The 15,226-nt window shown below is 48.8% G+C and carries 12 protein-coding genes; all 12 read left to right on the forward strand.

Features of this window, described 5'->3' with window-relative positions; all coding sequences use genetic code 11:
• The first annotated feature begins 62 nt into the window (after positions 1-62).
• The 12 genes from GVY43_RS02330 to GVY43_RS02385 all read left to right on the forward strand — a co-directional run bounded on the left by GVY43_RS02330 (position 63) and on the right by GVY43_RS02385 (position 15,192).
• The gene (locus tag GVY43_RS02330; RefSeq protein WP_159562104.1) at positions 63-4,355 is read left to right on the forward strand and encodes a PolC-type DNA polymerase III; all 4,293 of its coding nucleotides are present in this window, start codon (positions 63-65) and stop codon (positions 4,353-4,355) included.
• Between the two features lie 113 nt (positions 4,356-4,468).
• Positions 4,469-4,945, forward strand: a complete 477-nt coding sequence (gene rimP, locus GVY43_RS02335; RefSeq protein ID WP_193343250.1) for a ribosome maturation factor RimP — start codon at positions 4,469-4,471, stop codon at positions 4,943-4,945.
• 14 nt (positions 4,946-4,959) lie between these two features.
• Positions 4,960-6,123 carry a transcription termination factor NusA gene (gene nusA, locus GVY43_RS02340; protein ID WP_159562105.1) on the forward strand — a complete coding sequence of 388 codons (1,164 nt, stop codon included), beginning with the start codon at positions 4,960-4,962 and terminating at the stop codon, positions 6,121-6,123.
• A complete protein-coding gene (gene rnpM / locus GVY43_RS02345) occupies positions 6,120-6,395 on the forward strand; it encodes an RNase P modulator RnpM (protein WP_193343251.1) in 276 nt (91 codons plus the stop codon). Before nusA ends, rnpM begins: the two co-directional genes overlap by 4 nt.
• Entirely contained in the window at positions 6,392-6,688 is a 297-nt protein-coding gene (locus GVY43_RS02350; RefSeq protein WP_015881428.1) for a YlxQ family RNA-binding protein, read from the forward strand. Before rnpM ends, GVY43_RS02350 begins: the two co-directional genes overlap by 4 nt.
• Positions 6,689-6,709: 21 nt before the next feature.
• Entirely contained in the window at positions 6,710-8,917 is a 2,208-nt protein-coding gene (gene infB / locus GVY43_RS02355; protein ID WP_074037217.1) for a translation initiation factor IF-2, read from the forward strand.
• Positions 8,918-8,935: 18 nt separating this feature from the next.
• Positions 8,936-9,280 carry a 30S ribosome-binding factor RbfA gene (gene rbfA / locus GVY43_RS02360; protein ID WP_159562106.1) on the forward strand — a complete coding sequence of 115 codons (345 nt, stop codon included), beginning with the start codon at positions 8,936-8,938 and terminating at the stop codon, positions 9,278-9,280.
• A 46-nt stretch (positions 9,281-9,326) separates the two neighbouring features.
• Positions 9,327-10,241 carry a tRNA pseudouridine(55) synthase TruB gene (truB, locus tag GVY43_RS02365; protein WP_236548914.1) on the forward strand — a complete coding sequence of 305 codons (915 nt, stop codon included), beginning with the start codon at positions 9,327-9,329 and terminating at the stop codon, positions 10,239-10,241.
• A gap of 16 nt (positions 10,242-10,257) precedes the next feature.
• On the forward strand, positions 10,258-11,184 hold the full coding sequence (locus GVY43_RS02370; RefSeq protein ID WP_159562108.1) for a bifunctional riboflavin kinase/FAD synthetase: 927 nt from the start codon (positions 10,258-10,260) through the stop codon (positions 11,182-11,184).
• 124 nt (positions 11,185-11,308) lie between these two features.
• On the forward strand, positions 11,309-11,578 hold the full coding sequence (gene rpsO, locus GVY43_RS02375) for a 30S ribosomal protein S15 (protein ID WP_074037213.1): 270 nt from the start codon (positions 11,309-11,311) through the stop codon (positions 11,576-11,578).
• Positions 11,579-11,706: 128 nt separating this feature from the next.
• The gene (pnp, locus tag GVY43_RS02380; RefSeq protein ID WP_159562109.1) at positions 11,707-13,923 is read left to right on the forward strand and encodes a polyribonucleotide nucleotidyltransferase; all 2,217 of its coding nucleotides are present in this window, start codon (positions 11,707-11,709) and stop codon (positions 13,921-13,923) included.
• 51 nt (positions 13,924-13,974) lie between these two features.
• Entirely contained in the window at positions 13,975-15,192 is a 1,218-nt protein-coding gene (locus tag GVY43_RS02385) for a pitrilysin family protein (protein ID WP_159562110.1), read from the forward strand.
• Positions 15,193-15,226: the final 34 nt, after the last annotated feature.

The following is a 15,226-nucleotide window of genomic DNA, read 5'->3' on the forward strand; positions in this document are numbered from 1 at the left end:
GGTGACAGCGGAAGCGGTCACCTTCATTTGTCGAATTGGCATAAAGGGGGAAAGACGGACCCGTGGAAGCAAATCAAAAGATGCAATTATTATTAAGTGACCTTGGGATCACGACCGAGACGGACCTGTTTGATCAGGCCGAACTCTCACGACTCGTCGTCAATAAGAAGCGACGGACGTGGACGTTCTATTTTTCATTTCCAGCAGTATTGCCATACGACGTGCATCAATTGTTCATGAGTCGACTAGAAAGCCGTTATGCAACGTTTGCGGATGAGGTGTACGCTCGGTTCTCGACAGTAGCGGGTGGGAGCGAACAAGACTATATCGACTATTGGCCACGAATCGTCAGCGAGTTGAGCCAAGTATCTGGCGCGATGCGCAATTATTTCGGCTCCGTTTCGCCACGATTCGAGCAGAACAAACTTATGATTCCGGTGCGTTCCGCACCTGAGGCGAGTTATGTGGACAAAGAGCTCTGTCAAGAAGTACAGGCGCTCTATAGTGCCTATGGGTTCACGAAAAAACCGTGTCAGGCTCAATTTTCGGAAGACGCTGAGGCAAATCAAGCCCTTCGCGAACAGGTCGTTCAAGAAGATATCGAACAAGCGAAAATGGCACTGGCTGCCCAATTCGCCAAGGCAACAGAAACGAACGACGAACCGATTACAGAAATCCGGATGGGTGCGCTCATTAAAGATGAGATTGTCCCAATCAAGACGATTATCGAGGAAGAACGACGTGTCGCGATTCGTGGACTCGTCTTCTCAGCAGAGCGCAAAGAGTTGAAGAGTGGTAAGAAACTATTCACGTTCAAGATGACGGATTACACAGACTCATTGATTGTGAAGGTATTTGCACGCGATGACGATGACGACCGTATGCTTAGTGCCGTCAAAAAAGGGATGTGGATTCAAACGGCCGGTCGGGTCGAAGATGATTCGTTCATGCGCGAACTATGTATGATGGCATCTCAACTTCAAGAAGTAAAAGTAGAACCACCACGTGACGAATGGGAAGGTGAGAAACGCGTCGAACTTCACGCGCATACGCAGATGAGCCAAATGGATGCCGTCACAAATGTCTCGTCGCTCGTCGCTCGTGCCGCAAAATGGGGACACCGTGCCATTGCCATAACCGACCATGCTGGAGTTCAGGCGTTCCCGGAAGCGTATTATGCCGGGAAGAAAAATGATATCAAAGTGTTATACGGAGTCGAGGCGAACGTCGTCAACGATGGTGTCCCTGTCGCTTATCATGCGACCGATGTGGCATTGGATGATGCGACATACGTCGTCTTCGACGTCGAGACGACGGGACTTTCTGCCGTCTACAATAAAATCATCGAACTCGCTGGGGTTAAAATCAAGGACGGAGAAATCATTGACCGGTTTGAGGCGTTCGCCGACCCGAAACATGACTTGTCAGCGACCACCATCGAATTGACAGGGATCACGGATGACATGGTCCAAGGTCAACCGGACCCGGAAGTGATCACGAAACAGTTCGTCGAGTGGTGTGGCGACAGCATTCTCGTTGCCCATAACGCGTCATTCGACATGGGCTTCCTCGAGGCGACACTCCGTAGTGGTGGGCATGAACCGGACGATTACCCGGTCATCGACACGCTCGAACTTGCTCGAACGTTGATGCCGACGTTGAAGAATCATCGACTCAATACACTCGCGAAGCGATTCGATATCGAACTGACACAACATCACCGTGCCATTTACGATGCGGAAGCAACGGCGTATTTGCTCATGAAGTTACTCGATCTCGCTAAGCAGATGTTCGAAATGACGACACATCGCTCGTTGAACGCGAAAGTCGGCAGTGACGTGTCGAAGATTCGTCCGTTCCATGCGACCATCTACGCGAAAAACAAAAAGCCAGGACTTCGTCATTTATACGAGCTCATCTCCTTATCTCACATCGATTACTTGTATCGGATGGCACGCATGCCACGTTCCGAGCTTGTGAAACGGCGAGAAGGATTATTGATTGGTTCGGCTTGTGATAACGGGGAGATTTTTGACGCCGCCTTGAACAAGTCGGATGATGAACTCGAGAAGATGATGTCATTTTATGACTTTATCGAGATTCATCCCCCGGCACTCTACCACCATTTGATTGACAAAGAGATTGTGACGAATGAATTAGAACTCCGCGAAATCATTAAGCGCATCATTCGTGTCGCCGAGAAGGCCGAGTTACCGGTTTGTGCGACAGGGAATGTGCACTATCTAGATCGGTCCGACCGGTCTTATCGCGAAATCTTGATTCGTACACAAGGTGGGGCAAACTTCATCAATACGCGTAAGGAATTACCACATGCGCACTTCCGGACGACAAAAGAAATGATGGAAGAGTTCAAGTTTTTAGGTGACGATTTAGCGCGTGAAATCGTCATCACGAATCCGAATGCAATCGCCGATCAGATTGAGTCGATTCAAATCATCCCGGATGATTTGTACACACCTAAAATTGAAGGGGCAGATGATGAGGTTCGGAATATGAGCTACGACATGGCTCGCTCCATCTATGGAGACGAGTTGCCTGAAATCGTGGAGGCGCGTCTTGAGAAAGAGCTCAAATCGATTATCGGTCACGGGTTCGCCGTCATTTATTTGATTTCGCATAAACTCGTTAAAAAATCACTCGATGATGGATATCTGGTCGGTTCGCGGGGGTCGGTCGGGTCGAGTCTCGTCGCAACGATGACGGAAATCACTGAAGTCAACCCGCTACCGCCTCACTACGTCTGTCCGAACTGTCAGCACTCACATTTCTTTAATGATGGATCGGTCGGTTCGGGGTATGACTTGCCAGACAAGGAGTGTCCGGAGTGCGGCACGTGGTACAAAAAAGACGGTCATGATATTCCTTTCGAGACATTCCTTGGTTTCAAAGGGGACAAAGTACCGGATATCGACTTGAACTTCTCAGGTGAATATCAACCGCATGCCCACGCCTATACAAAAGTACTGTTCGGAGAAGAATACGTCTATCGTGCCGGGACAATCGGAACGATTGCCGACAAAACGGCTTATGGATACGTGAAAGGCTATGCGACCGAGAACGATAAGATTTACCGGAACGCCGAAGTCGACCGTCTCGTTTCTGGGGTCACCGGTGTAAAAAGGACGACGGGGCAACACCCAGGGGGTATCATCGTCGTACCGGACTATATGGACATCGCGGATATCTCCCCGATTCAATATCCGGCGGATGACAATTCGTCTGAATGGAAGACGACTCACTTCGACTTCCACTCCATCCATGACAACTTATTGAAACTTGATATTCTCGGGCATGATGACCCGACCGTCATCCGGATGTTACAGGATTTGTCTGGTATCGATCCAAAGACGATTCCGACAGATGACCCGACAGTCATGAAGATTTTTTCTTCACCAGAAGTGCTTGGGGTGACACCAGAACAGATTGAATCGAAAACCGGGACGCTCGGGATTCCAGAATTCGGGACGAAATTCGTTCGTCAGATGCTTGAAGAGACAAAACCGTCGACGTTCTCGGAGCTCGTTCAAATTTCCGGTCTATCCCACGGAACAGACGTTTGGCTCGGGAACGCGAACGAATTGATTTATAACGGGACGTGCGAACTGAAGGATGTGATTGGTTGTCGAGATGACATCATGGTCTATCTGATTTACGCGGGCCTCGAACCGTCATTCGCCTTTAAAATCATGGAATCCGTCCGGAAAGGGAAAGGGCTAACGGAAGAGATGGAGTCCGAGATGCGAGAGAATGACGTGCCGGAATGGTATATCTCGTCTTGTAAGAAAATCAAGTACATGTTCCCGAAAGCACACGCGACTGCCTACGTGTTAATGGCGGTCCGGATTGCATACTTTAAAGTACATCATCCGATTCTGTACTACGCGACGTACTTTACCGTTCGAGCGGGAGATTTTGACTTATCCGCGATGATCAAAGGTCCCCAGGCCGTTCGTAAGGCGATGTCGGATATTCGAGAAAAAGGGTTCGATGCGACAGCGAAGGATAAAGGGCTACACACGGTCCTCGAACTTGCGCTCGAAATGCTCGAGCGGGGAATGAAGTTCCAAAACATCGACTTGTATCGGTCGAGTGCGACAGAGTTCTTGATTGAAGACAATACGCTGATTCCACCTTTCAACGCGGTCGATGGACTGGGAACGAATGCGGCAAAAGCGATTGTCGAAGCAAGGGAAGAAGGACAGTTCCTTTCGAAAGAAGATTTGCGGAAACGTGCGAAACTTTCGAAAACGGTCATCGAGACACTCGATACGATGAAATGTCTCGAAGGTCTGCCTGATGAGAACCAACTCTCATTCTTTGATTTTGGGGTGTAAGTTGCGATTTATCGGGAAAATATGATATATTAGTATCGAACAAAGTTGGATACTACGACGGAAAGGAGTAGGGAACCCTACTCCTTTCTTGTATGTAAAAGCCAGAAGGAGGGATGAGAGTGTCCAAAATAACAGAAGTCGTTGAATCGATTGCGTTGCCGATCGTAGAACGAGAAAACATGGAATTGGTCGATGTGGAATTTGTTAAGGAAGGTCCAGACTGGTTCTTGCGCGTCTATATCGATAAGCCGGGGGGCGTCGATTTGGACGATTGCGTCAATATCAATGAACAGCTCTCGGAAAAACTAAACGAAACCGATCCGATTGAACAGGCTTATTATCTTGATGTCTCGAGTCCTGGTGCGGAGCGTCCGCTGAAAAAGCCGAGCGATTTTGAACGTGCGGTAGGCAAAAATGTCTACATGAAAACGTTCGCTCCGATCGATGGTGCCAAAGAGTTTGAAGGAATTTTGACGGCATATGATGGGGAAACGGTCGTGATCGAGACACGCATCAAGACAAGAAAAAAAGCGGTATCGCTACCGGTTGACAAAATTGCACAAGCCCGCTTAGCGGTCACGTTTAGTTAAGGAGAGGGAAGAAGATGGGTCCACAATTACTCACTACAATCGATCAGATTGCCAAAGAAAAAGGAATCGACAAAAATATCATTATCGATGCACTCGAACAAGCGCTCATTTCTGCGTATCGCCGCAACGTGGCGAACCCGAACGAGCACGTGAAAGTCGAGTTTGATCAGGTGACGGGGGATATCCGTGTCTACGCTTTGTTAGAAGTCGTAGAGCGCCTCACGCAACCGGACCAACAGCTCTCACTCGAAGAAGCACATGAAATCGATCCGAACTATGAGCTCGGCGATTTCCATAAAGAAGAAGTCACACCGAGTGATTTCGGACGTGTCGCGGCGATGACGGCAAAACAAGTCGTCACACAGAAGATGCGTGAAGCGGAACGCGAACGCATCTACAACCACTTCGCTGACAAAGAAGATGAAATCATGACAGGGATCGTGGAGCGTTTTGACCCACGCAACCTGTATATCGGTCTCGAAAACAACATTGAAGCTGTATTGACACCGAATGAACAGATGCCGAACGAGTCATACCAAATTCATGATCGCATCAAAGTATACGTGACAAAAGTAGATTCAACGACGAAAGGTTCAGGTGCAGCGATTCAAGTTTCGCGTACGCATCCGGGACTTTTGCGCCGTTTGTTCGAACTCGAAGTTCCAGAGATTTCAAACGGAACAGTTGATGTGATGTCAGTATCGCGTGAAGCGGGTGACCGTTCGAAAATCGCTGTACATTCGGATATCGTCGACCCAGTCGGCGCTTGTGTCGGACCGAAAGGACAACGTGTTCAAACAATCGTCGACGAATTGAACGGCGAGAAAATTGATATCGTCCGTTGGTCTGAAGACCCGAAAGAGTTCGTTCGTAATGCACTCAGCCCGGCTCAGGTCGTTGCGGTATATGTCAACGAGCCAGCAAAATCGACGACAGTCGTCGTACCGGACTATCAATTGTCACTCGCGATCGGGAAACGTGGTCAAAACGCCCGTCTCGCTGCGAAATTGACAGGATGGAAAATCGATATCAAGAGTGAAACGGATGCCGAAGCACTTGATTTGTTCGATACGTTCGCTGAAAAAGTTGAATCAGAACCAGAAATTGTTCAAAATGAAGTAGAACAAGACTTATCAGATGCTACAGTTGAAATGACTGCGGTGAAAGAAGAGGAATGACCATGAAGCAAAAGAAACTTCCTTTGCGTAAGTGTGTGGTCACACAAGAAATGCTCCCGAAAAAAGAATTGATTCGTGTCGTTCGGACGCCTGAAGGTGACGTGGTCATCGATCAGACGGGTAAAGTGAACGGTCGTGGCGCATACTTATCAAAAGATATCGAAGTCGTCCGTCAAGCAGAGAAAAAACGGACGCTCGACCATCACTTGAAAGTAAAGACGAGCGACGACTTGTATGAACAGTTGAAAGCTGTCGCAGGTGGCGAATCATGAGCCAGTGGGAATCATTGTTAGGCCTTGCTGCTCGAGCGAGGAAAGTAACGATGGGAGAAGAGTTTGTATTAAAGGATGTACGAGCGGGTCGTGCCAAGCTCGTCATTCTAGCCGGAGATGCAGGTGCCTCGACGAAAAAACGAGTCACTGACAAATGTGCGTCTTATCAAGTGCCATTGATTGAAGTGAGCGATCGCTATACAATCGGGGCTGCACTCGGTAAAGACATGCGTGTCGTCGTATCGGTGACAGAATCCGGATTTGCGAACAAGCTTAAGCAACTTCTCTCTTAACTATTAACGGAGGTGGATGCTTTGGGAAAACGCGTCTATGAATTTGCAAAAGAACAGAATGTAACGAGTAAACAAGTCATTACTCAATTAGAAAAATTGAACAAACCGGTGAAAAACCATATGGCCGTCCTCGATGAGGAAACGGTAAAACAATTGGACCGTGTGTTCAATCCTGAAAAATATCGTGCTGAAAAACAAGCGGAAGCGAAAGCGACGTCAACATCGAATGAGCCGAAGCAAGAGAAAAAAGAAGCACAATCGCCACGTCCACAAGCGGGACAACAGAACCGTGGTGGTCAAAACAATCGCGGTGGACAAAATCGTAACGACAACCGAAACAACGACCCACGCAATAAAAAACGTGGAAAAGGGAAAGGCAAAGGCAAGCCGGTAAAAGCGGCTGTGCCACAAGAAGCCGATCCAAACTCGAAGACAAGTCAGCGTAAAGCAGCGCGTCTCGCGCAAGAGGCAGAGATGGGCAACGTCATCAAGTATGACGATGTACTCAGCGTGTCTGACCTTGCTTCAAAAATGAACAAAAAGCCAAACGAAATCATCATGAAGTTGATGGGTCTCGGTGTCATGGCAACTATCAACCAAACGCTTGATGATGAAACGGTTGAATTACTCGCTGCAGAATTCGGCTTTGAGGTTGAAAAAGAAGTTGTTGTCGATGAGACAGACTTTGAAACAGTTGAGATCGACTTCTCACAATATGACCTTGAAGAACGTCCAGCTGTCGTTACCATCATGGGTCACGTCGACCACGGGAAAACGACACTTCTTGACTCGATTCGTAACACGAAAGTCGTCGCAGGAGAAGCGGGCGGAATCACGCAGCACATCGGTGCTTACCAAGTTGAAGTCAACGATAAGAAAATCACATTCCTCGATACACCAGGTCACGCAGCCTTCACAACGATGCGCGCCCGCGGTGCCGAAGTGACAGATATCGCGATCATCGTCGTTGCGGCTGACGATGGCGTCATGCCACAAACAGAGGAAGCAATCTCGCACGCCAAGGCAGCGAACGTTCCAATCATCGTGGCAGTCAACAAAATGGACAAAGAAGGGGCAAACCCTGACCGTGTCAAACAAGAGTTGACAGAGTTCGGTCTCATCCCTGAAGAGTGGGGCGGCGAAACAATCTTCGTTCCGATTTCTGCCATCAAAGGCGAAGGGATCGATGAATTGCTCGAGATGATTCTTCTCGTTTCTGAAGTCGAAGAATATAAATCGACACCAGACATGCCAGCTCGTGGTTCAGTCATCGAGGCGAAACTCGACAAAGGACGTGGACCGGTCGCGACACTTCTCGTTCAACACGGTACACTTCGAATCGGAGATTCAATCGTCGTCGGTAGCACGTTCGGTCGTGTCCGTGCGATGGTCAACGATATCGGTCGCCGTGTGAAACAAGTCGGACCATCTACACCGATTGAAATCACTGGTTTGAACGACGTTCCACAAGCGGGTGACCAGTTCATCGTCTTCGAAGATGAGAAGAAAGCACGTGCAATCGGGGAAAAACGTTACCAACGTTACCTTGAGTCACAGCGTCGTGAGTCGGCGAAAGTAAGTCTTGATGATTTGTTCAGCCGCATTCAAGAAGGTGAAGTGAAAGACTTGAACGTCATCATCAAAGCAGACGTTCAAGGGTCAGCCGAAGCATTGGCTGGTTCACTCCGCAAGATTGATGTCGAAGGCGTCAAAGTTAACATCGTTCACCAAGGTGTCGGTGCAATCACGGAAGGTGACGTCATCCTCGCTTCAGCTGCGAATGCTGTCATCATCGGATTCAACGTCCGTCCTGATGGAAACGCACGTTCGATGGCGGAACAAGAGAACGTTGAAATGCGTCTCCACCGCATCATCTACAATGCAATCGAAGAAATCGAGAGCGCGATGAAAGGGATGCTTGACCCAGAGTTCGTGGAAGAAATCACAGGTCAAGTCGAAGTCCGTGACGTCTTCAAAGTTTCGAAAGTCGGTGCGATTGCAGGTTGTTATGTGACAGAAGGTAAAATCACACGTGACGCCGGTGTCCGTGTCATTCGTAACGGAATCGTGATTTACGAAGGTAAACTCGATACGCTTCGTCGTTTCAAAGATGACGTGAAAGAAGTTGCGACTGGTTATGAGTGTGGGATTAAAGTAGAGAAATTTGATGACATCAAAGTAGACGATGTCATTGAAGCGTTCGTCATGAAAGAAGTCGAACGTAAATAATGTGAGGAGGGATCACGTATGAAAATTCGTGCCCAACGTGTTGCCGAGCAAATGCGTAAAGAAATAACAGATGTCTTGTTACGGGAAGTCAGTGACCCGCGTACAAAAAACGCTACGATTACGAGCGTTGATGTGACAGGTGACTTACAGCAAGCAACAGTCTATTATACGGTGCTTGGTGATGAGGAAGATGTGAAAGCAGAAACGCAAGCTGGTCTCGATAAGGCGAAAGGGTTTATCCGTCGCGAAATCGGGAATCGCATCCGTCTTCGGAAAACACCAGAGATCTCGTTTGAATATGATTCTTCAGTCGCATATGGTAGCCATATCGATTCGTTGATTCGTGATTTGAACAAAGATTAATAATTTGAAAGGGGAGACGTCGTTCTCCCTTTTTTTATATGGAGGGATGAAATTGGAACCGAACGGAGTGCTCGTACTCGATAAAGATGCTGGCATGACGAGTCATGACTGCGTATTTAAATTACGAAAATTGTTCCAGACGAAAAAGGTCGGTCACACAGGTACGCTTGACCCGGAAGTGACAGGCGTATTGCCCATCTGTTTAGGGCGCGCCACGAAGCTGTCACGTTTTATCACAGATGAAGGGAAGCGTTACGTGGCCGAGGTGACGATTGGTACCGCCACGATGACCGAGGACGCGCATGGCGAGGTCGTCGCGCAGAAGTCAGTCACACCGAACGATTTGGATGCAACCCGGATTGACGAGGCGATGCGCCAATTGACAGGGAGGATTGAACAAATCCCGCCGTACTACTCGGCGGTCAAAGTAAATGGGAAGAAGTTGTACGAGTATGCTCGGAAAGGGCAGACCGTCGAACGACCTCGGCGGACGGTCGAGATTCATCGTCTGGAGCGGACGAGTGAATTGATATTCGAAGCGGACGTCTGTCGATTCCGAATGGAAATCGACTGTGGGAAAGGGACGTATATTCGAACGCTCGCCGTTCAGATTGGGGAGAAACTCGGTTACCCTGCCCATATGAGCGAACTCAGACGGACGAGCTCAGGAACGTTTGATGAAGCGACCGCGGTAACACTCGGAACGCTTCAAACACTTGAAACGGTCGAGGAGCGAATGGCGCATGTCATTCCTCTCGAAGATGTGATCAAACGCTGGCCAATGATCACCATTCCAAAGAATCGGGAACGCTATATTCGCAACGGCGGGAAGCTGAACGGCGTTTCGCTCGAATTTGAGTTATTTACTGTCTATAATGAAGAAGGAATCCCTCTTGCTTTATATCGAAGACAAGAAGGAACGACAGACGCTACAGTCGAGGTCATGTTGGCTATCGACTAAGGGGGAATTTGACAGTATGGAAACAAAACATCTCACTTATCCAGAAACACCCGACGTGTATCCATCCATTATGGTACTCGGTTTCTTCGACGGTGTTCATAAAGGGCATCAAGCTGTAATCAATCATGCCAAACGCGTGGCAGCGGAGCACAACCTGCCGGTGACGGTCGTCACGTTCGATCCTCATCCGAAACAAGTACTCTCCAATAAACCGGATGCGGTCCGCTATATTACACCGCTGTCCCGGAAACTGAAGCGCATCGAAGCGCTCGGGGTAGAGCGTTGCCTCGTCTTGACATTCACAAAAGAATTGGCCAATTTGTCCCCGCAACAGTTTGTCGATGATTATTTGATCGGTGCCGGAGCCGTGCACGTGACAGCTGGTTTTGATTACTCGTATGGAAAGTTTGGAGAAGGGACGATGGAGACACTTCCGTACCATTCGCGTGACCAATTCACGACGTCTGTTGTCACAGAGCAGACGATGGATGGGGAAAAAGTGTCATCTACCCGCATCCGTAAACTCTTGGCAAAGGGACAGGTCGATGCCGCACATGAACTCCTCGGTACGCCATACGTGATCTGTGGCGAAGTCATTCACGGTGATGCGAGAGGGCGTACAATCGGTTTCCCGACTGCGAACGTGTTGATGGACGCTTCGTACGTCATGCCACGATTGGGCGTATACGCGACTCGAGTCACGCTACCGGACGGACGGATGTTCCACGCGATGACGAATGTTGGACGTCGTCCGACGTTTTATGAGACGGGATCGGTCTCTGTTGAGAGCCATCTCTTCGACTTCTCCGAGGATTTATATGGACAAGTCATCGAAATCGAGTGGATCCAATATATTCGGAATGAACGCGCGTTCGATGGGTTGGATGCATTGGTCGCTCAACTAAAAGAAGATGAGGTGGCAGCTCGTTCAATCCTATCTTGACTTTCAAGAGCGGGTACGCTATCCTTGTCAAGTACGCAAAGTACACCGCTTCGCTTGGCTGGTCGATTCACCAACGTCGGCTCGGCAACGCGGCAATTTTTCATTAAATGGAGGTGGAGAGGCAATGGCACTCTCAAAAGAACGTAAAAACGAAATTATCGCGGAATTCGCGACAAAACAAGGTGACACAGGTTCACCGGAAGTACAAGTGGCTGTGTTGACTGAACAAATCAACACATTGAACGACCACCTTCGTACACACAAGAAAGACCACCACTCACGTCGCGGTCTCTTGAAAATGGTTGGACGTCGTCGTAACTTGCTTACGTACCTTCGTAACAAGGACGTTACACGTTACCGTGAATTGATTCAACGCCTCGGTCTCCGTCGTTAATCGATTGAGACTGTTTAACGGGCTGGGACAACGTCCTAGTCCGTTTCTTCTTTTTTAAGGAAAATGATTAGACATTCGTTGGAATGAGTTACATAATAAACTAGATAAGGTTTGAGAGGAGAATGTACATGTTAGGTACGAAACAAGTATTCTCTACAGAGTGGGGCGGACGCCCACTGTCTGTAGAGGTCGGCCAACTTGCGAAGCAAGCAAACGGCTCGGCACTCGTGCGTTATGGAGATACGGTTGTCCTTGCGACAGTGACGGCTTCAAAAGCACCAAAAGATTTAGACTTCTTCCCATTGACGGTCAACTATGAGGAGAAACTTTACTCGGTCGGTAAAATTCCAGGTGGTTTCCTTCGCCGTGAAGGTCGCCCGGGTGAAAACGCGATTTTGACATCACGTCTCATCGACCGCCCGATTCGTCCGCTCTTCCCAGACGGATTCCGTCATGACATTCAAGTCATGATTTACGTCATGTCAAACGACCCAGATTGCTCGGCTGAAATGGCGGGTATGCTAGGAACATCGATCGCGCTCTCGATTTCAGATGTACCGTTTGACGGTCCAATCGCTGGCGTGACAGTCGGACGTGTAGACGGTGAATTCGTCATCAATCCGACGACGGCTCAGTTGGAGAAAACGGACCTTGAACTTCAAGTTGCAGGGACATCGACAGCCATCAACATGGTTGAAGCAGGTGCGAACGAAGTGCCTGAGGACATCATGCTCGAGTCGATCTTGTTTGGACATGAAGAAATCAAGCGTTTGATCGCATTCCAACAAGAAATCGTAGAAGCCGTCGGAAAACCTAAATTCGAATACACGGTCTCGAAATACGATGAGGCGCTTACTGCTGAACTCGAAGCAGCTCGTCCTGAAATCGTAGAAGCGGTTCAAGTGGAAGAGAAACATGCTCGTGACGAAGCCATCAACGAAGTGATTGCGAAATATGTCGCGATGTATGAAGAACGTCTTGCTGACGAGCCATCGAAACTCGGTGAAGTTTCAGGGATTTTGAACAAGTTCGTCAAAGATGAAGTCCGTCGTTTGATCACGGTCGAAAAAGTCCGCCCAGACGGACGTCGTCCAGACGTGATTCGTCCGCTCGCGTCAGAAGTCGGATTACTCCCACGCGCACACGGTGTCGGTCTCTTCACACGTGGTCAAACACAGGTCATGTCGGTCGCGACTCTCGGTGTCATCGGTGATGCGCAAATCATCGACGGAATCGGTCTAGAAGAGAACAAACGCTTCATGCACCACTATAACTTCCCGCCGTTCTCAGTCGGTGAAGCACGTCCTGTCCGTGCACCAGGTCGTCGAGAAATCGGTCACGGGGCACTCGGTGAACGTGCACTTCTTCCAATTATTCCGAAAGAAGCAGACTTCCCGTATACGATTCGTCTCGTTTCAGAAGTACTCGAATCAAACGGTTCAAGTTCACAAGCTTCGATTTGTGGGTCGACACTCGCATTGATGGATGCAGGTGTGCCAATCAAAGCGCCAGTCGCTGGGATTGCCATGGGTCTTATCATGGAAGGTGAGCATTACACGGTCTTGACAGATATTCAAGGACTTGAAGACCACCTTGGGGATATGGACTTCAAAGTAGCTGGAACGAAAGACGGGATCACTGCCCTTCAAATGGATATCAAGATTGCCGGAATCACGCGTGAAATTCTAGAAGAAGCGCTTGAACAGGCACGTGTCGGTCGTTTACACATTCTTGACCACATGCTTGAGACGTTGGATACACCACGTACACAATTGTCGAAATACGCACCGAAGATTGTGACGATGACAATCAATCCGGATAAAATCCGCGACGTCATCGGACCAGGTGGGAAGATGATCAACAGCATCATCGACCAAACGGGCGTCAAGATCGACATCGAACAAGATGGTACGGTCTTCATCGCCTCGACGGACCAAGAAGGAATCGATCTTGCCATGTCTATGATCGGTGACATTGTCCGTGAAGTCGTCGTCGGTGAAGTATACGATGCTACCGTACGTCGCATCGAGAAATTCGGCGCATTCGTCGAGTTATTCAAAGGGAAAGATGCACTCGTACACGTATCCGAATTCAGCCTTGAGCGTGTCGCAAACGTCGAGGATGTTGTGAAGCTTGGCGATGCGATTCAAGTCAAAGTCACTGAAATCGATGACAAAGGTCGTGTCAACGCATCACGAAAAGCGCTCATCTTAGAAGGATTGTCTCCTGAAGAGCGTGAGGCATACGAAGCGAAACGGAAGGCAGCACGTGAAAGCCGTCCACCTCGCGAAAGCCGTCCGCCACGTCGTGACGGGGACCGTCGTCCACCGCGCTCGACAAATTAATTATTCTGGCCATCGTCTTGGTGCGATGGCCTTTTTCATAGGAGTGAGAATATGGAATGGATGACACTAGAGAACGGTGTTCGAATCATCATCGAACCAATCGATGGTTCACTCAGCACCTCAACCGGGGTATTTATTAAAGCCGGAACACGTACAGAAACTTTTGAGAACATCGGCATCAGCCATTTGATTGAACATATGCTGTTCAAGGGCACCGCATCCAAAAGCGCAAAAGAGATTGCTTCCTTTTTCGATGAGCTCGGTGGAAGCGTCAACGCATTCACCTCGAAAGACCATACATGCTTTTATGTAAAAACGCTCGATGAACACGCGATCATGGCGCTCGACGTACTGACAGATATGCTGTTTGAGTCGGTGCTCGATGCACAGGAGTTGGAAAAAGAAAAGCGTGTCGTTGTGGAAGAAATTAAAATGTATGAGGACACGCCGGAAGATCTCGTTCATGAACTATTGGCCATTGCGGCGTATCGTGACGATATCCTCGCTCAACCTATTTTAGGGACGGAGGAGAGTGTCAATCGATTGACACGTGACCAGCTCGTCGAATACTTACAGCAACAGTATACGGCCGAGCAAATTGTCGTCTCGATTGCAGGTCATGTTTCTGAAGAATTGATTGAGGCGGTAAAACGTAGGTTTGCTCACATCCCTTCTAGGGAATCGTCGAAAGAAATCAATCAACCGGAACTGTTCCATGACACATTGTCGAAACAAAAAGAAACGGAGCAAGCCCACCTCTGCTGGAACTACGAAGCGATTCCCGCGACGGATGACCGTTTGCCTCACTTGGCATTGATGAACAACGCAATCGGCGCGACGATGTCTTCGCGTTTATTCCAGTCCATCCGTGAAGAAGAAGGATTAGCTTATTCCATTTACTCTTACTACACGACGTTTTCCGATCACGGTACGTTTACCATTTATGTCGGTACGTCACCGGATACGTTAGAACAAGTCGAAGTCATCCTTGAGAGAGAGATGAAGCGACTTGTCGCAGAAGGTTTGACTGCTGAGGAAGTAGACAAAGGCAAGCGACAATTGAAAGGATCGATCGCCCTCGGGAATGAAAGTTCGAGTGCCCGCATGAACCGGAACGGACGGAACTTGCTATTGCTCGACGAAGTCGAGCCGATTGAACAAGTGATTGAGAAAGTAGAACGGATTGAACGCGATGAGGTCAATGCATTGATTCGTGAGGTGTTGAACCATCGCCCGGCGAAGTCATCTGTCCTCCCAAACGAAGCGTGACTTGAAACCGAATTGTAAGTTCTCTACACTGATT

Source organism: Exiguobacterium sp. 8H (assembly GCF_902506255.1).
GTDB classification, from domain to species: Bacteria; Bacillota; Bacilli; order Exiguobacteriales; family Exiguobacteriaceae; genus Exiguobacterium; species Exiguobacterium profundum.